Here is a 16,481-nt window from a genome sequence, read left to right as displayed (position 1 = left end):
GCATGGTGGCGGACGCCCGGGCCGCCCCGGAGCCGAGCGGACCGGTCAGCCCTTCTCGGTGCTGTCCTCGGTGCTCAGGAAGAGGTCCTGGCCGTTCTTCGTGATGGCGAAGCTGCCGTCGGCGCGGAGTTCGAGGACGGCTCCTCCGTCGGGGTATCCCGTGTCGGTGGCCCACACAGGCTTGTCGTCGGCGGTGTAGACGACCAGGTTGCCGTCCTCCTGGAAGACGGCCTTGTAGTTCTCGCCCGAGGTGAGGGACGCCCAGACGGCCTTGTCGTTCACGTCGTAGGCGACGAGGTTGCCGTCCGTCTGCATGATCAGCTTCATGTGCGCGGTCTGCAGGAACTCACCTGTCCGCAGGGTCCGCCGGGGCTCGACCGTCAGCGTCTCCGGCAGGGGCTCGGGGCTCTCCGGCGTCTTGCTCGCCGCCGGCTCGCCGGCGTCGGCCGTGCTCCGGTGGGAGCCGCCGCGGCTCGCGGACCCCTTCGGGTCCTTGGCGTCGGCGGTCGAGCCGGCGCCCTGCAGGGCGAGCACGGTGGCCACCACGACGGCGACCGTGACCACGGCGCCGGCGGCGATGAGCGGTGTGCGGCGGTACCAGGGGCGCCGGACGCCTGGCGCGGGAGTGCCGGGCGGTTCGGTCGACGGCGGAGAAGCCAGAAACCGTGTCTGGGCGACGGTCGCCGGGGCCGGGGCCGCAGATGAGGGCAGGGCGCCCGGCAGGGCCGCGGCGTCGACGGACGCGGTGGGTGCGTCGGCGTCGATCCTCGTGGCGGCGTACGGCGTCGAGGGCGTGGGCGGAGCGGTCGCCGCCGTGTCCGAGGCGCCCGCCATGGCGGTGATCCGCTGGTAGGCGGGATGCCGCACGATGTCGGTCTCGCTGGCGCAGAGTTCCACGATGCGCTGCGGCTCGGGGCGCATCGCCGGGTCCTTGTGCGCGCAGAGGGCGATCAGCTCGGCCATCTCCGCGGGAACCCCGGCGAGGTCCATCTCCTCGTGGACGGTGCGGTAGGAGACGGTCGCCAACGAGCCCTGCCCGTACGGCGCGCGGCCGGTGAGGCAGTAGGCCAGGGTGACGGCGAGGGCGAACACGTCGGACGGCGGCCCCGCCTCGCTCCGGGTCAGGCTCTCCGGGGCTATGAATCCGGGGGTGCCTATCGCGGTGCCGACCTGCGTGATGTTCGCCATGTCCTCGCTGCGGGCGATCCCGAAGTCGATGAGCTGGGGACCCGTGGACGAGAGGATGACGTTCTGCGGCTTGATGTCCCGGTGCAGCACACCGTGCACGTGGACGTCCGCGAGTCCCTCGGCCAGCGCGGCCAGCACGGCACGGCCGAGGTCGACGGGGAAGGGCCCCGTCGCCGCGACCGCGTCGGCCAGCGTCGGGCCGGGCACGTACTCGGTCGCCATCCAGAACGGCGGGCTGTCCATCTCGGCGTCGATGAGTGCCGCGGTGAAGGCGTTGCGGATGGTCCCCAGCGTCTCCACCTCGCGACGGAAGCGCTGCAACGCCGCCGGGTCGTACTGGAGATGGGAGTTGATGACCTTGACCGCGGCGGGCCGTCCCCCGGGCGTCCGGCCGAGGTAGACGCTTCCCATGCCGCCGGAACCGAGTCGGCCCAGCAGACGGTAGCGACCCATGTTCGTCGGGTCGGAATCTTGCAGCGGGTACACCTGACACGCCCTCCAGGCAGTCGAGACACGCGCGTCCGTAGGGACGGGGCTGGTGTCCAAGACTCTCCGGGGCGGGATGTCGGTTCCGGTACCACCGTTACTTCGCTCCGCCCTGAGGACGAAGAATATAGCGCCCGTGAGGCCGTCCCCTCCCCGGGGAACCCCAGGAAGATTGCATAAACGTGCAGCGAAACGTATAGTCATGCCATCCAAGAGGAGGGTTCCATGGCGGTACGTGCGGCAGTGGCCGGAGCGAGTGGGTACGCGGGCGGGGAACTGCTGCGTCTGCTTCTGGTGCACCCCGAGATCGAGATCGGCGCCCTGACCGGCAACTCCAACGCGGGACAGCGGCTCGGCGCGCTGCAGCCGCATCTGCTGCCGCTGGCCGACCGCGTGCTCCAGGAGACCACGGCCGAGGCCCTCGCGGGGCACGATGTCGTCTTTCTGGCACTGCCCCACGGGCAGTCCGCCGCCGTGGCCGAGCAGCTCGGACCGGAGGTCCTGGTCGTCGACATGGGCGCCGACTTCCGGCTGAGGGACGCGGCCGACTGGGAGAGGTTCTACGGCTCGGCGCACGCCGGGACCTGGCCCTACGGCCTTCCCGAGCTGCCCGGTGCCCGCGCGGCGCTGGAAGGGTCCAGGCGCATCGCGGTGCCCGGCTGCTACCCGACGGCCGTCACACTGGCGCTGGTCCCCGCCTACACGGCCGGTCTCGCCGAGAACGAGGCCGTCGTCGTCGCCGCGTCCGGGACGTCGGGCGCCGGCAAGTCCCCCAAGACGCATCTGCTCGGCAGCGAGGTCATGGGGTCCATGTCCCCGTACGGCGTCGGCGGCGGGCACCGGCACACCCCCGAGATGATCCAGAACCTCGGCGCGGTCGCGGACGGACCCGTCACCGTCTCCTTCACCCCGACCCTCGCCCCGATGTCCCGGGGCATCCTCGCCACGTGCAGCGCCAGGGCGAAGCCCGGCGTCACCGCGGAGTCCGTCCGGGCCGCCTACGAGAAGGCGTACGCGGACGAGCCGTTCGTGTTCCTGCTGCCCGAGGGGCAGTGGCCGGCGACCGCGTCCGTCCACGGTTCCAACGCCGTTCAGGTGCAGGTCGCGTACGACGCCGCCGCGGGGCGCATCATCGCGATCAGCGCCATCGACAACCTGACCAAGGGCACCGCGGGCGGTGCCGTCCAGAGCATGAACATCGCCCTCGGACTCGACGAGGCCACCGGGCTTTCCACGATCGGAGTCGCACCGTGAGTGTCACGGCAGCCAAGGGGTTCACGGCGGCCGGCATCGCCGCCGGGATCAAGGAGAACGGCAACCCCGACCTGGCCCTCGTGGTCAACAACGGGCCCCGCCTCGCCGCCGCGGGCGTCTTCACCTCCAACCGCGTGAAGGCCGCGCCGGTGCTGTGGTCCGAGCAGGTCCTCAAGGGCGGTCAGTTGACCGCCGTCGTCCTCAACTCCGGCGGCGCCAACGCCTGTACGGGACCCAAGGGCTTCCAGGACACGCACGCCACCGCCGAGAAGACCGCCGACTCCCTCAACAGCGCGGGCCTCGACGACACGGGCGGTCACTCCCCGGGCTGGATCGCCGTCTGCTCCACGGGCCTCATCGGCATCCCCCTGCCGATGGACAAGGTACGCCGGGGCATCGACAAGGCCGTCGCCCAACTCGGCCCGCACGGTGGCGAGAAGGCCGCCATCGCCATCAAGACCACCGACACCGTCCACAAGACCTCGGTCGTACAGGGCGAGGGCTGGACCGTCGGCGGCATGGCCAAGGGCGCGGGCATGCTCGCCCCCGGCCTCGCCACGATGCTGGTCGTCCTGACCACGGACGCCGACGTCGACAGCGACACCCTGGACAAGGCGCTGCGGGCGGCCACGAAGGTCACCTTCGACCGCGTCGACTCCGACGGCTGCATGTCGACGAACGACACCGTGCTGCTGCTCGCCTCGGGCGCCTCGCAGATCACTCCCGAGTACGCGGAGTTCGCCGAGGCCGTACGGGCCGTCTGCGACGACCTCGGCCAGCAGCTGATCCGGGACGCCGAGGGCGCCGGCAAGGACATCAGGATCGAGGTCGTCAACGCGGCGAGCGAGGACGACGCCGTCGAGGTGGGCCGCTCCATCGCCCGCAACAACCTCCTCAAGTGCGCCATCCACGGCGAGGACCCCAACTGGGGCCGCGTGCTCTCCGCCATCGGCACGACCTCCGCCGCCTTCGAGCCCGACCTGCTGAACGTCGCCATCAACGGCGTCTGGGTCTGCAAGAACGGTTCTGTGGGCGAGGACCGCGACCAGGTCGACATGCGCTACCGGGAGGTCCACATCGTCGCCGACCTCGCCGCGGGCGACGAGACCGCCACCATCTGGACCAACGACCTCACCGCGGAGTACGTCCACGAGAACAGCGCGTACTCGTCATGAGCGCCACCCGTAAGCACACCGCGCTGCCCAAGGCCCAGATCCTCATCGAGGCGCTGCCCTGGCTGACCCGGCACAACGGCAGGACCGTCGTCATCAAGTTCGGCGGCAACGCCATGATCGACGAGGACCTGAAGGCCGCGTTCGCCCAGGACGTGGTGTTCCTGCGCCAGGCCGGGCTCAAGCCCGTGGTCGTGCACGGCGGCGGCCCGCAGATCAGCGCGGCCCTGGACCGGCACGGCATCGTCAGCGAGTTCAAGGCGGGTCTCAGGGTCACCACCGAGGACGCCATGGACGTCGTACGCATGGTGCTCGCCGGGCAGGTCCAGCGCGAACTCGTGGGGCTGCTCAACCAGCACGGTCCGCTCGCCGTGGGACTCACCGGCGAGGACGCGCACACCATCACCGCCATCAAGCACCAGCCCGAGATCGACGGGGAGTTGGTCGACATCGGGCGGGTGGGCGAGATCACCGCGATCGACACGGGCGCGATCGAGGCACTGCTCGCCGACGGCCGCATCCCGGTCATCTCCTCGATCGCCCGTAGCCAGGACGACGGACATGTCTACAACGTCAATGCTGATACGGCGGCTGCGGCACTCGCTGCGGCGCTGGGCGCCGAAACACTGATGGTCCTCACCGACGTCGAGGGCCTCTACGAGGACTGGCCGAACTCCGACGAGGTCATCAGCCGGCTCACCGCCAAGGAGCTGGAGAAGCTGCTGCCCGACCTGGCCAGCGGCATGGTGCCGAAGATGGAGGGCTGTCTGCACGCCGTACGCAACGGCGTGAACACCGCCCGCGTGATCGACGGCCGGGTCCAGCACTCGATCCTGCTGGAGATCTTCACGGACGAAGGCATCGGCACGATGGTCGTGCCCGATGCGGAGGGGGACGCCGACGCATGACCGCCAACGAGGAACTCACCCAGCGCTGGCAGGGCGCGCTCATGGACAACTACGGCACCCCCCGGCTGCCGCTCGTCCGCGGCGCCGGCACCAGACTGTGGGACGCCGACGGCACCCGGTACCTGGACTTCGTCGGCGGGATCGCGGTCAACGCGCTCGGCCACGCGCACCCGGCGATCGTCGAGGCCGTGAGCCGGCAGATCGCGTCCCTCGGCCATGTCTCCAACCTCTTCGTCGCCGAGCCGCCCGTCGCGCTCGCCGAGCGGCTCCTCCAGCTCTTCGGCCGGGACGGCCGCGTCTACTTCTGCAACTCGGGGGCCGAGGCCGTCGAGGGCGCCTTCAAGATCGGCCGGCTGACCGGCCGCCCGCACATGGTGGCGACCGACGGCGGCTTCCACGGCCGCACCATGGGCGCGCTCTCGCTCACCGGCCAGCCGGGCAAACGGGATCCGTTCCTGCCGCTGCCGGGCGACGTCACGCACGTCCCGTACGGGGACCCGCAGGCGCTGGCCGCCGCCGTCACCGAGGACACCGCGCTCGTCGTCATCGAGCCGATCCAGGGCGAGAACGGCGTGGTCGTGCCGCCTCCCGGTTATCTGAAGGCGGCCCGTGCCATCACCGCCGCCACCGGCAGCCTCCTGGTCCTGGACGAGGTGCAGACCGGCGTCGGCCGGACCGGGCACTGGTTCGAGTACCAGGCCCACGAGGGCGTCCTGCCGGACATCGTCACGCTGGCGAAGGGGCTCGGCGGCGGGCTGCCGCTCGGCGCGACCGTCGCCTTCGGACGTGCCGCCCAGTTCCTGGGGCCGGGTCACCACGGCACGACGTTCGGCGGCAACCCGGTCGCCTGCGCCGCGGGGCTCGCCGTCCTCGACACGATCGAGTCCGAGGGACTGCTGGAGAACGTGAAGCGGTCCGGCGAGAAACTGCGTGCCGGGATCGAGGCGCTCGGACACCCGCTGGTCGACCATGTCCGGGGCTCGGGGCTCCTCCTGGGTATCGTGCTCACCGAGCCGCTCGCACCCCGGGTGCAACAGGCGGCTCAGGACGCCGGCCTCCTGGTGAACGCGCCCGCCCCCGATGTCGTACGGCTGATGCCGCCCCTGAACATCGGCGAGGACGAGGTGGACGCGTTCCTCCTGGCCCTTCCCGGTGTTCTCGACACGGTGACCGGCGTGACCAACGGGTCCCACGGGGACGGACGAACCGGAGAATGACCGGGGAATGAGACGACGATGAGTCAGGCGCAGGATCACGACCACGCGGGGCCCGCTGTTCCGCAGACCCGCACCGCACGCCACCGCCGGATCGTGGACATCCTCAACCGGCAGCCGGTGCGCTCGCAGAGCCAGTTGGCGAAGCTGCTCGCCGACGACGGGCTGCACGTCACGCAGGCGACGCTGTCCCGGGACCTGGACGAGCTGAACGCGGTGAAGATCCGCAACAACGACGGCGACCTGATCTACGCGGTGCCGAGCGAGGGGGGTTTCCGGACGCCTCGCGCTCCGCTGGGGGAGTCGGCGAAGGAGGAGCGGATGCGGAGGCTCTCCGCGGAGCTGCTGATTTCCGCGGAGGCGTCGGCGAACCTGGTGGTTCTGCGGACCCCGCCCGGGGCCGCGCAGTTCCTCGCCTCGGCCATCGACCAGGCGGAGTTGCAGGACATCCTGGGGACGATCGCGGGCGACGACACGCTGCTGCTGATCAGCCGCGATCCCTTGGGCGGGCAGGCGTTGGCGGACCACTTGCTGCGGTTGGCCCAGAGCCACCACTGAGGTGAGGGCACGGGCGGTTCGCCGTGGCCGCCCACGCCGTCCGGCCCACGGGTTTTTCGGCCGCGGGCCCGTAGTGGCCGGTCGCGCAGTTCCCCGCGCCCCTGAAAGTCGGGGCTGGGCCCTGGTTTTTCGGCCGCGGGTCGGTCGTGGCTGGCCGCGCAGTTCCCCGCGCCCCTGAAAGTCGGGGCTGGGCCCTGGTTTTTCGGCTGCGGGTCGGTCGTGGCTGGCCGCGCAGTTCCCCGCGCCCCCAAAGGCGCGGGGCTGGGCGGCACCTTGATACAGCCCCGCACCCATGGAAGACGAAAGGCAGGGGCGAAGCCCCGTCTTTCAGGGGCGCGGGGAACGGCGCGGGCAACCACGACGCGGCCCGCACCTGACTGAGTGTGGGGGTCGGGCCCCTTGAGGGGCGCGGGGAACGGCGCGGGTGACCACGATGCGGCCCGCGCCTGACTGGGTGTGGGGGTCGGGCCCCTTGAGGGGCGCGGGGAACGGCGCGGGTGACCACGATGCGGCCCGCGCCTGACTGAGTGTGGGGGTCGGGCCCCTTCAAGGGCGCGGGGAACTGTGCCGTCGGTCACGACCGGGTCGTGGGCGGTGACAGGGCGGTTCAGCCCAGGCGGTCGGCCAGACCACCCGTGCAGCGGACCTCGTCCCCCGCCGTGACCAGCAGCGCCTCGATGTCCGGGAGGGACTCCAGCCAGGCCAGCGCCTGCCGGGAGCCCATCGCGAACGCCGCCGTCGCCCAGGCGTCCGCCCAGGTGATGCGGGGACCGACCACGGTCACCGCGACGAGGTCGGTCACCGCGGAGCGCCCCGTGCGCGGATCCACGATGTGCGTACCCCGCTCCGCGGAGCCCGACGTGGCCACGGCCAGCCGGTCCACACCGGCCGCGGACACCACCGCGGCCAGCCCTCCCGGCCGCAACGGGTCGGCCACCCCGACCCGCCAGGGCCGGTGCGGCCCCGGCACGCCGTACATCTGCACGTCACCCCCGCCGTTCACGCTCACCCCGCTCGCCCCGGCCTCCACGAGCCGCAGGGCCGCCCGCTCGACGGACCAGCCCTTCACGATGCCGGTCGGGTCGACGGACCCCGCGTACGTCGAACTGAACCAGCCGTCGCTCAACCGCTCGGCCTCCGCGCACAGTTCGAGGACCTCGGCGACCTCCGGATCGCACTTGTCCACGGTCAGCAGCCCCCGCGCCAGCCGGGAGATCTGGCTGTCCTGGCGGTAGGTGCTGAACACCTCGTCCACCACATGGAGTTGGGCGACCGCTGCCGTCAACGCTGCCTGAACGGCCGCGGGTTCACCCCCTCGTACGTCGAAGGAGAAGACCGTGCCCATCACCTCCTCCGCGTGACGCACCGCCAGGGGCGCCTCGGCGGACTCGGCGGACTCAGAGGGTTCAGCCACCGGCCTGGTCCAGGGCCGACTGCAGGGACTCCTTGTAGCCGCCGCTGGTGTAGGTGGCCCCGGACACGGCGTCGATGTCGGCGTTGCCGGCGGCGACCGCCGCCGCGTTCAGCTTGGGCACCGCGTCCCCGCTGATCTGGTCGCTGCGACCCCCCTTGGGCTGCTGCACCGCCTCGGCCTTGGTGATCTTCCCGCCGGCCACGGTGATCCGTACCTGCACGGGCCCGTAGTCGGTCGTGACGGCCTTGCCGGTGACGGCCTTCGCCTGCGCGGCGCCGGACCCGGACCCGGACCCGGACCCGGACCCGCTCGCGTCGCCGGAACCACCGCCGCCACCCGTACCACCACCCGTGCCGCCGGCCTCGGCCGAGCCCCCGCCGGTCGCACCCTCCTCACCCGCCGCTCCGGCCGCACCCGCCTTGTCCAGGGCCGACTGCAGGGACTTCTTGTAGCCGCCGCTGGTGTAGGTGGCTCCGGAGACGGCGTCGATGTCGGCGCTGCCGACCGTGACGGCCGCCTTGTTCAGCTTGGGCACGGCGTCGGTGCTGACCGTCGTGCTGCGTCCACCGGTCGGCGACTGCAGGGCCGCGGCCGAGGTGATCTTCCCGCCAGCCACGGTGATCCGGACCTGGACGTTGCCGTAGTCGGTCTTGACGACGTCACCGGTGAGCGTCTGGGCCTCGGTGCCACCCGCGGCCTGCACTCCTCCGGAACCTTGCGGGGCGGCCGACGCCTGCTGCTGTGCCGCGGCGTCGGCGGACGCCGCCGCCGGGTCCGACGCGGGCTTCAGCGCCAGCAGCAGGACGATGCCGGACACCGTGGCGGCACCGGCCAGCACGACGCGGCGCAGGGGATGGCTCTTCTTCATGGGTCCGGACTCCCGTTCCTCAGGATGCGCAGAGTTCTCAGAGCTCTCAGGGTTCTCAGGGTCTTGAGGGTTCTCAGAGTTCGAAGGACTCGTGGTGGATGCGGCGGGCGGGCACGCCGGCGCCGCGCAGTGCGGTGTACGCGCCCTCGGCGAAGCCGGGCGGCCCGCACAGGAACACGTCGTGGTCGTCGATGTCGGGCAGCTTCTGGCGCAGCGTCTCCGCGTTGATGTCGGGACGCTCCCCGTCGGGGCTGTTCACCGCGTACATCAGCCGGGCACCGCGCTCGTCGGCGATGGCCGACAACTCGTCCCACAGCGCCAGGTCCTGGGTGCTGTTGGCCCGGTACAGCAGGGTGAGGTCGCCACGCGCCGCGGGCAACGTCTCGAACAGCGCCCGCATCGGGGTGATGCCCACGCCGCCGGCCATCAGCAGCACCTTGCCCTGGCTGCGCCGGGACGCGGTCAGCGCGCCGTACGGGCCCTCGGCCCACACCCGCGTGCCCCGCTTCAGCCCCTTCAGCGCGGTGCTGTGGTCGCCCAGCGCCTTGACGGTGATCCGCAGCAGCCCGGGGCGCGGCGCGGCCGACAGCGAGTACGGGTGCGAACTGAGCCGCATGCCCGGCGCGATGAACCGCCAGCGGAAGAACTGCCCCGGCTCGGCACCGATCCGGTGCAGCCGCTTCCCGCTGATCAGCACGGAGACGATGCCGGGCGCCTCCTCGACGACCTCCTCGACCTGCATCCGGTGACGCAGGTTCAGCCGGACCGGAGTGATCACCCGGTACCAGATGACCAGCGCGGTGACCGTCCCGTACAGCACGTACCAGGCCGTGGTCGCGGCGGGCTCGACGGCGAAGTCGTTGCCCGTGGACAGCTGGTGCCAGAACGACAGGTACACGGACACGTACGTGAGCAGGTGGATGTGGTACCAGGTGTCGTACGGGATCCTCTTGCGCAGTCCGCCGACCGAGATCAGGCCGATGAACAGCAGCAGACCCGTGCCGATCGCCGCCTTGCCCATGTCGGGCAGGGTCTTGACCGAGTCGATGGTCTGGTCGACGACCCCCGTGTTCGCCTGGAGGGCGTAGCCGTACATCGTCAGCCCGATGTGGGCGAGGACGAGACAGAGCGTGTAACGGCCGCTCATGGCGTGCCAGCGGGCGACCCGGTCCGAGCCGACGCGGCGTTCCAGGGCGGGTACGCGGGCCATCTGCAGGACCACGAGAGCCATCAGATACCCGGCCAGCAGACCGGTGATCCGGCCCGCGTTCAGGATCCGGCCCTTGTCGTCGGCGATGGCCGGCGTGTTGCTCCACCAGAGCCAGACGACGCCCGCCGCGCCCGCCCATACGGCGATCAGCAACGCGATGGCGGGGGAGCGGCGGGGGCGGATACGGCGCATCGTCTGGCGCCGCGCGGCGCGACCGCCGGCGATCGTGCTCACGGTTCCTCCGTGGGGGACGCTGGGAAGGGGAGTGACCCCTCGGCCCACTGGTACGTCCCGGGACGGCCGTGTGTTCAACGGCCCGCGGGGCAAGCCGTGAACTGCTGAGACTCGCGGTAACCGGCGGCGGCCACCTACTCCTGCCACCTACACCTGCCACCTACTGGCGACACCTACTGACAGCGGTGCTCCACAGCGGTGCTCGACAGCGAGTGCTCAGTAGCGAGTGACGGCGGTCGGCCCGTCGTCCGTCCCGATGGCGATGTGCGGACCGCGGGCGGGCTCGGCCCAGTTCAGGATGCGCCGCATGGCGTCCCTGGGCACGGACACACAACCGGCCGTCGCCCCACGCCCGTCGACGTGCAGAAAGATCCCCGCACCCCGCCCGCGCACGGGCCGCGCGTAGTTGAAGCCGACGACGAGGGCGTACGCGTACTGCGTCCCGTACGAGACCAGGTGCTCGGACTCGGCGGCGCGGCAGTCGGCCGGGCGGGGGTCGGCCCACCGGTTGTAGGAGCGCGAGGCGTTGTCCTGGCACCACCAGGAGGTCGGCCGCACCGGCCGGTACGGCGTGCTCGTCCCCTCGGGCGCCGGTTCGATGCCGAAGGCGTACGGCAGGTCGTACAGGCCGGTGGGTGTGGTGTTCGTGCCCTGCTCGCGCGAGCCGCCCTCGACGAGCCCCTTGGCGCCGAAGCGCGCGGGCGCCGAACCCGCCTCCACCCAGCGCCCGTGACGACGGTCCCACCAGGTGACCGTGCCGGTCGTCGAGGAGGTCCGGGCGGCCCGCGCGGTGATGAGCTGGCTGCCGCCGCCCGTGTCCGCCATCCGCTCGGGCAGCGGGGCCCGGCCCTCGGGAACCGGTCCCGCGGCCAGGACGAGGAGAGACACGGTCGCGAGTACGGCGGCTCCGGGGCGCATGCTCAGACGGTACGGGCCGGCAGGGGCAGCGGCAGCCCGGGCAGGCCGTCCATGCTGGTCCCGATGTGCTCCTTCTTCTCGAAGTACGCGTTCAGTGAGACGTCGTCCTCGCGCGCGAAGCGCTTGGCGTGCAGGTCGCGGTCCTCGTCGTACGACATGAAGGGCACGGCGTAACCGCAGCTGTCCCGGACGAGTTCGGCCGTCACCACGATGATCGCCCGTAGGCCGTGCGGGTCGGGGGCGATGTCCGGGAAATGGGCGAGGAGTTCCTCGAACCGGGGGTCGTCGCGGAAGACGGGCTCGCCCCGGCCGTGTACGCGGACGATGTTCGGCGGGCCCTGGAAGGCGCACCACATCAGGGTGATCCGGCCGTTCTCCCGCAGATGCGCGATGGTCTCGGCGTGGCTGCCGGCGAAGTCCAGGTAGGCGACGGTGAGGTCGTCGAGGACCGCGAAGGAACCGGTCAGTCCTTTGGGGGAGAGGTTGACCGTGCCGTCGCCGGACAGCGGCGCGGTGGCGGTGAAGAAGAGGGGCTGCGCCTCGATGAACGTACGCAGGCGGCCGTCTATGCGTTCGTAGGTCTTTCCCATGGTCGGTGATTATCGGCGAAAGTCTTTCGCCTGTCTAACTATTTGCGCGGGCACCGGGACCCGAGGGCCGAGTGGCCCCGGGTCCCGGGCTCGCCCCGGCCGGCGTGCGGGGCGCCGTTGGGGGGAGTTGGCTTGCTGGTTCTGCGGTTCCCGCCGGTTCTACTGGTTCAGTTCGCAGGGGGCGAGTGCTTCGAGGCCTTCGGGCTTGGCGGCGGTGCGGCCGATGGCGGTCTCGATGCGGTTGAGTACGGCGACGCGCTTGTCCTCCAGGGGGCCGAGGATGGCGTTCTGGACGAAGTTGGCGCCGCCCTGGCCGACGGTGTCGACGAGCCGCTGGTTGGCTTCGCCGATCTGGGTGTCGAGGAGGGCGAGGTTCCTGGTGACCTCGTCCTGCGCCGACGCGGGGATCGCGGGCAGGCTGCCCTCGACGGCGGGGCAGTCGACCGTGCCGACGGCGCCCGCCTCACCCGTGTCGCCCGCGTCCTCGGCCCCGCCGGCGTCGCCCGCGTTCCCGCCGGCCTCTTCCGTGGCCGCCTCGGACGGCTCGGCCCCGGCCTCCTCGCCCGCTTCCGCCGCACCGTCGGCGTTCAGTTCGCAGGGGGCGAGTGCTTCGAGGCCCTCGGGTTTGGCGGCGGTGCGGCCGATGGCGGTCTCGATGCGGTTGAGTACGGCGACGCGCTTGTCCTCCAGGGGGCCGAGGATGGCGTTCTGGACGAAGTTGGCGCCGCCCTGGCCGACGGTGTCGATGAGCCGCTGGTTGGCCTCGGCGATCTGGGTGTCGAGGAGGGCGAGGTTCCTGGTGACCTCGTCCTGCGCGGACGCGGGGATCGCGGGCAGGCTGCCGTCCACGGCGGGGCAGCTGATCGTGCCGGGGGACGCGAGGGTGGCGGCCTGGCCGTTGTTGTTCTTGGACGTCTCCCCGGCGAGGGCGGAACCTGCGATCACCGCTCCGGACAACGCCACCGCGGCAGCGCCGCCGATGATCGCCACGCGGCGCTTGTTGTACTTCGGAAGAGCCCTGGACATGGGGGTGCCTCACTTGGGTCAGGAGTGGGTCGGGAGGGGGTGGAGAGGGGGTGGGGAGTGGATCGGAAGTGGGTTCGGAGTGGCTTTGCGGACGCGGCGCCGGCGTTCGCGGTGAAATACGGGAAAGCGGTTTCTCACGTTCAAAGGGCGAGCGATTTCGTTGCCCCGACTCTCTGGATTGACGAGTCATGCGGAACTCTGCATAATCATGCATGGCGGTGAGTGTGCTGCGATGAGACCCGGCGGGTGGCCGGGTGCGGGTGCGTCGTGGCTGATCGCGCAGTTCCCCGCGTCCCTTAGGGGGCGCCCTCTTCCCAACAGTTCTGAGGAGCGCAGCCAGTGAGCAGCAACAGCGGTGACGTACGGCTCTGGGGCGGCCGGTTCGCCGACGGTCCTGCCGAGGCCCTGGCGAAGCTGTCCGCGTCCGTCCACTTCGACTGGCGGCTGGCGCCCTACGACATCGTCGGTTCGCGTGCCCACGCGCGCGTGCTGCACAAGGCGCACCTCCTCGACGACGACGAGCTGACCCGCATGCTGGCGGGCCTCGACCGGCTGGAGGCCGCCGTGGCGGACGGCTCCTTCGTCGGTACCGTCGCCGACGAGGACGTCCACACCGCCCTGGAGCGGGGACTCCTGGAGCAGCTCGGCCCCGACCTCGGCGGCAAGCTGCGCGCGGGCCGTTCGCGCAACGACCAGGTGGCCACGCTCTTCCGGATGTACCTGCGCGACCACGCGCGGATCATCGGCGGTCTGATCGCCGAGCTCCAGGACGCGCTCGTCGGTCTGGCGGAGGCGCACCCGGACGTCGCGATGCCCGGCCGTACGCACCTGCAGCACGCCCAGCCGGTGCTGTTCGCCCACCATGTGCTGGCCCATGCGCAGGCCCTCTCCCGGGACGCCGAGCGCCTGCGGCAGTGGGACGAGCGGACCGCGGTGTCGCCGTACGGCTCCGGCGCGCTCGCGGGAAGCAGCCTCGGTCTCGACCCGGAGTCGGTCGCGAAGGATCTCGGCTTCGAGAACGGCAGCGTCGGCAACTCCATCGACGGCACGGCCTCGCGCGACTTCGCGGCCGAGTTCGCCTTCATCACCGCGATGATCGGCGTCAACCTCTCGCGGATCGCGGAGGAGGTCATCATCTGGAACACGAAGGAGTTCTCCTTCGTCACCCTCCATGACGCGTTCTCCACCGGCTCGTCGATCATGCCGCAGAAGAAGAACCCCGACATCGCGGAGCTGGCGCGCGGCAAGAGCGGCCGTTTGATCGGCAACCTGACGGGCCTGATGGCCACGCTCAAGGCCCTCCCGCTCGCCTACAACCGCGACCTCCAGGAGGACAAGGAGCCGGTCTTCGACTCCTGCGACCAGCTGGAGGTCCTGCTGCCGGCCTTCACCGGGATGATGGCCACGCTGACGGTCAACCGCGAGCGGATGGAGGAGCTGGCCCCGGCCGGGTTCTCGCTCGCCACCGACATCGCTGAGTGGCTGGTGAAGCAGGGGGTGCCGTTCCGGGTCGCGCACGAGGTCGCGGGGGAGTGTGTGAAGGTCGCCGAGGCCGACGGGGTCGAGCTGGACGGGCTCACCGACGAACAGTTCGCGAAGATCTCCGTGCATCTCACGCCCGAGGTGCGGTCCGTCCTGAACGTGCCGGGCGCGCTCGCGTCCCGCGACGCGCGCGGCGGTACGGCTCCGAGTGCGGTCGCCGTCCAGCTCACCGAGGTGAAGTCGGACGTGGCGTCCCAGCACGCGTGGGCCACGGCCAAGACCAACCGGTAGGCTGCGCCTCTTTTGTAGGTACGGGGGGGCTGACGGCCGACCACACACTGCGGGCACGCCGCGGTCATCCGCGCAGTTCCCCGCGCCCCTTGGGGGATGACGGCCGATGGCAAGCTGCGGGCCGGTCGTGGCTGGCCGCGCAGTTCCCCGCGCCCCTTGGAGGGGGACGGCCGATGGCATGCTGCGGGCCCGTCGTGGCTGGCCGCGCAGTTCCCCGCGCCCCTAAAAAACGGGCCTGTGCCCCGGCCTTTTGCTTTTAGGGGCGCGGGGAACGGCGCGCTCAGCCACAGGCGGCCTGCAGCAGGCGGCTGGCCCAAGGGGGGTGTGGGGCGGAGCCCCGGTTCTTTGTTTTTAGGGGCGCGGGGAACGGCGCGCTCAGCCACAGGCGGCCCGCAGCAGGCGGCCGGCCCAAGGGAGCCGTGGGGCGGAGCCCCGGCCCTTCGTCTGCAGGGGCGCGGGGAACTGCGCGACAAGCCACGACGCACCCGCACCCGACGAACGCCCCGCCCGCCCCGCCCGCCCCGCCCGTCCCGAGCCGGAACACCTCCCCCCACCCGAAGGTCATCGGGATACGTTGGTCGGACAGCCGTCCCGGAGCCGACCAACGGAGCTCGCGATGCCCTTCGCCCGACTGGCAACAGCAACCACCCCCACCTGCCACATCGGCCTGGGTCTCGCCGCAATCGGTCGCCCCGGTTACATCACTCTCGGCCGCGACGAAGACCTCGGAGAGGACCGCAGCGTCGACACGCTGCGCACCCGCACCCACGAACTCCTCGACGCCGCCTACGCCCAGGGCGTCCGCTACTTCGACGCCGCCCGCTCGTACGGCCGCTCGGAGGAGTTCCTGGCAAGCTGGCTGAAGGCGCACCCCGGCATCGACGACATCGTCGTCGGCAGCAAATGGGGCTACACCTACACGGCCGACTGGCGCACCGACGCCGACGCCCACGAGATCAAGGACCACAGCCTCACCACGTACGAGCGGCAGCGCGCCGAGACCGCCGAACTGCTCGGCGACCGTCTCGACCTCTACCAGATCCACTCCGTGACGCCCGAGAGCCCGGCCCTCACCGACAAGGAACTGCACGCCGAACTGGCCGAGGCCGCCGCGCGGGGCCTGACCGTCGGCTTCTCCACCAGCGGCCCGGCCCAGGCCGACGCGATCCGCGCCGCGCTCGCCGTGACCGTCGGCTCGACCCCCCTCTTCCGGACCGTCCAGGCCACGTACAACGTCCTCGACACCTCCGCAGGACCCGCGCTCGCCGAAGCCCACGAGGCCGGACTCACCGTGATCGTCAAGGAGGGCATGGCCAACGGCCGCCTCGCCGACCCGCACGCGCCGGCCACCGTGCGCGCCGTCGCCGAGGAAGCGGGCGCCGGCTCCGACGCGGTCGCCCTCGCCTTCGTGCTGCGCAGGCCCTGGGCGGGCGTGGTCCTCTCCGGCGCCGCCACCACCAACCAGCTCGCGTCCAACCTGCACGCGGCGGTGGTCGATCTCGACGACGGACAGGTGGCCCGTCTCGACACCCTGGCCGAGGAGCCGGGCGCGTACTGGGAACACCGCGCCGGGCTCCCTTGGCACTGACTTCCCCGACCTGACCGACCTGACCGAACCCCTACCGGTGAGCGTCACACGTGCCGCGTGAGACAGTCATGTCTCATCTG

The 16,481-nt window shown here is 71.4% G+C and carries 14 protein-coding genes; 7 read left to right on the top strand and 7 right to left on the bottom strand.

Annotation, left to right across the window (positions count from 1 at the left end):
• Positions 1 to 45 precede the first annotated feature (45 nt).
• On the bottom strand, positions 46 to 1,641 hold the full coding sequence (locus ACH4DZ_RS21925; RefSeq protein WP_398288934.1) for a protein kinase: 1,596 nt from the start codon (positions 1,639 to 1,641) through the stop codon (positions 46 to 48).
• A 258-nt stretch (positions 1,642 to 1,899) separates the two neighbouring features.
• Between ACH4DZ_RS21925 and argC the strand changes: the two genes are divergently transcribed.
• From argC to ACH4DZ_RS21900, 5 genes are read left to right on the top strand one after another with little or no spacing between them, the layout of a single operon-like run.
• The gene (gene argC, locus ACH4DZ_RS21920) at positions 1,900 to 2,928 is read left to right on the top strand and encodes an N-acetyl-gamma-glutamyl-phosphate reductase (protein ID WP_398288932.1); all 1,029 of its coding nucleotides are present in this window, start codon (positions 1,900 to 1,902) and stop codon (positions 2,926 to 2,928) included.
• A complete protein-coding gene (gene argJ / locus ACH4DZ_RS21915) occupies positions 2,925 to 4,103 on the top strand; it encodes a bifunctional glutamate N-acetyltransferase/amino-acid acetyltransferase ArgJ (protein ID WP_398288931.1) in 1,179 nt (392 codons plus the stop codon). The genes argC and argJ overlap by 4 nt, the downstream gene beginning before the upstream one ends.
• The gene (gene argB / locus ACH4DZ_RS21910; protein ID WP_398288930.1) at positions 4,100 to 5,008 is read left to right on the top strand and encodes an acetylglutamate kinase; all 909 of its coding nucleotides are present in this window, start codon (positions 4,100 to 4,102) and stop codon (positions 5,006 to 5,008) included. Before argJ ends, argB begins: the two co-directional genes overlap by 4 nt.
• Positions 5,005 to 6,225 carry an acetylornithine transaminase gene (locus ACH4DZ_RS21905; protein WP_398288928.1) on the top strand — a complete coding sequence of 407 codons (1,221 nt, stop codon included), beginning with the start codon at positions 5,005 to 5,007 and terminating at the stop codon, positions 6,223 to 6,225. Before argB ends, ACH4DZ_RS21905 begins: the two co-directional genes overlap by 4 nt.
• Before the next feature lie 18 nt (positions 6,226 to 6,243).
• Entirely contained in the window at positions 6,244 to 6,780 is a 537-nt protein-coding gene (locus ACH4DZ_RS21900) for an arginine repressor (RefSeq protein ID WP_398288927.1), read from the top strand.
• A gap of 607 nt (positions 6,781 to 7,387) precedes the next feature.
• Here ACH4DZ_RS21900 and ACH4DZ_RS21895 read toward each other — a convergent pair.
• The 6 genes from ACH4DZ_RS21895 to ACH4DZ_RS21870 all read right to left on the bottom strand — a co-directional run bounded on the left by ACH4DZ_RS21895 (position 7,388) and on the right by ACH4DZ_RS21870 (position 13,040).
• Positions 7,388 to 8,125, bottom strand: coding sequence for an FAD:protein FMN transferase (locus ACH4DZ_RS21895; RefSeq protein ID WP_398289219.1), 738 nt, complete (start codon positions 8,123 to 8,125; stop codon positions 7,388 to 7,390).
• A 61-nt stretch (positions 8,126 to 8,186) separates the two neighbouring features.
• The gene (locus ACH4DZ_RS21890; protein ID WP_398288925.1) at positions 8,187 to 9,062 is read right to left on the bottom strand and encodes an FMN-binding protein; all 876 of its coding nucleotides are present in this window, start codon (positions 9,060 to 9,062) and stop codon (positions 8,187 to 8,189) included.
• Positions 9,063 to 9,135: 73 nt separating this feature from the next.
• A complete protein-coding gene (locus ACH4DZ_RS21885; protein WP_398289218.1) occupies positions 9,136 to 10,464 on the bottom strand; it encodes a ferric reductase-like transmembrane domain-containing protein in 1,329 nt (442 codons plus the stop codon).
• A gap of 258 nt (positions 10,465 to 10,722) precedes the next feature.
• Positions 10,723 to 11,424 carry a L,D-transpeptidase gene (locus ACH4DZ_RS21880; RefSeq protein WP_398288924.1) on the bottom strand — a complete coding sequence of 234 codons (702 nt, stop codon included), beginning with the start codon at positions 11,422 to 11,424 and terminating at the stop codon, positions 10,723 to 10,725.
• Positions 11,425 to 11,426: 2 nt separating this feature from the next.
• Positions 11,427 to 12,014, bottom strand: a complete 588-nt coding sequence (locus ACH4DZ_RS21875) for a pyridoxamine 5'-phosphate oxidase family protein (protein WP_398288922.1) — start codon at positions 12,012 to 12,014, stop codon at positions 11,427 to 11,429.
• Positions 12,015 to 12,173: 159 nt separating this feature from the next.
• A complete protein-coding gene (locus ACH4DZ_RS21870; RefSeq protein ID WP_398288921.1) occupies positions 12,174 to 13,040 on the bottom strand; it encodes a hypothetical protein in 867 nt (288 codons plus the stop codon).
• 339 nt (positions 13,041 to 13,379) lie between these two features.
• Here ACH4DZ_RS21870 and argH point away from each other — a divergent pair, with 339 nt between their 5' ends.
• A complete protein-coding gene (gene argH / locus ACH4DZ_RS21865) occupies positions 13,380 to 14,813 on the top strand; it encodes an argininosuccinate lyase (protein WP_398288920.1) in 1,434 nt (477 codons plus the stop codon).
• A gap of 616 nt (positions 14,814 to 15,429) precedes the next feature.
• Positions 15,430 to 16,401 carry an aldo/keto reductase gene (locus tag ACH4DZ_RS21860; protein ID WP_398288918.1) on the top strand — a complete coding sequence of 324 codons (972 nt, stop codon included), beginning with the start codon at positions 15,430 to 15,432 and terminating at the stop codon, positions 16,399 to 16,401.
• Positions 16,402 to 16,481 lie beyond the last annotated feature (80 nt).

The organism is Streptomyces sp. NPDC017991 (genome assembly GCF_044328075.1).
Lineage (GTDB): Bacteria > Actinomycetota > Actinomycetes > Streptomycetales > Streptomycetaceae > Streptomyces.
This window is presented reverse-complemented; position numbering and strand designations above follow the sequence as displayed.

Bases quoted from the DNA above. Each gene is read 5' to 3' on its own strand.
- ACH4DZ_RS21925 (WP_398288934.1), bottom strand. From the start codon at position 1,641: ATGGGTCGCTACCGTCTGCTGGGCCGACTCGGTTCCGGCGGCATGGGA.
- argC (WP_398288932.1), top strand. From the start codon at position 1,900: ATGGCGGTACGTGCGGCAGTGGCCGGAGCGAGTGGGTACGCGGGCGGG.
- argB (WP_398288930.1), top strand. From the start codon at position 4,100: ATGAGCGCCACCCGTAAGCACACCGCGCTGCCCAAGGCCCAGATCCTC.
- ACH4DZ_RS21905 (WP_398288928.1), top strand. From the start codon at position 5,005: ATGACCGCCAACGAGGAACTCACCCAGCGCTGGCAGGGCGCGCTCATG.
- ACH4DZ_RS21900 (WP_398288927.1), top strand. From the start codon at position 6,244: ATGAGTCAGGCGCAGGATCACGACCACGCGGGGCCCGCTGTTCCGCAG.
- ACH4DZ_RS21895 (WP_398289219.1), bottom strand. From the start codon at position 8,125: ATGGGCACGGTCTTCTCCTTCGACGTACGAGGGGGTGAACCCGCGGCC.
- ACH4DZ_RS21890 (WP_398288925.1), bottom strand. From the start codon at position 9,062: ATGAAGAAGAGCCATCCCCTGCGCCGCGTCGTGCTGGCCGGTGCCGCC.
- ACH4DZ_RS21885 (WP_398289218.1), bottom strand. From the start codon at position 10,464: ATGCGCCGTATCCGCCCCCGCCGCTCCCCCGCCATCGCGTTGCTGATC.
- ACH4DZ_RS21880 (WP_398288924.1), bottom strand. From the start codon at position 11,424: ATGCGCCCCGGAGCCGCCGTACTCGCGACCGTGTCTCTCCTCGTCCTG.
- ACH4DZ_RS21875 (WP_398288922.1), bottom strand. From the start codon at position 12,014: ATGGGAAAGACCTACGAACGCATAGACGGCCGCCTGCGTACGTTCATC.
- ACH4DZ_RS21870 (WP_398288921.1), bottom strand. From the start codon at position 13,040: ATGTCCAGGGCTCTTCCGAAGTACAACAAGCGCCGCGTGGCGATCATC.
- ACH4DZ_RS21860 (WP_398288918.1), top strand. From the start codon at position 15,430: ATGCCCTTCGCCCGACTGGCAACAGCAACCACCCCCACCTGCCACATC.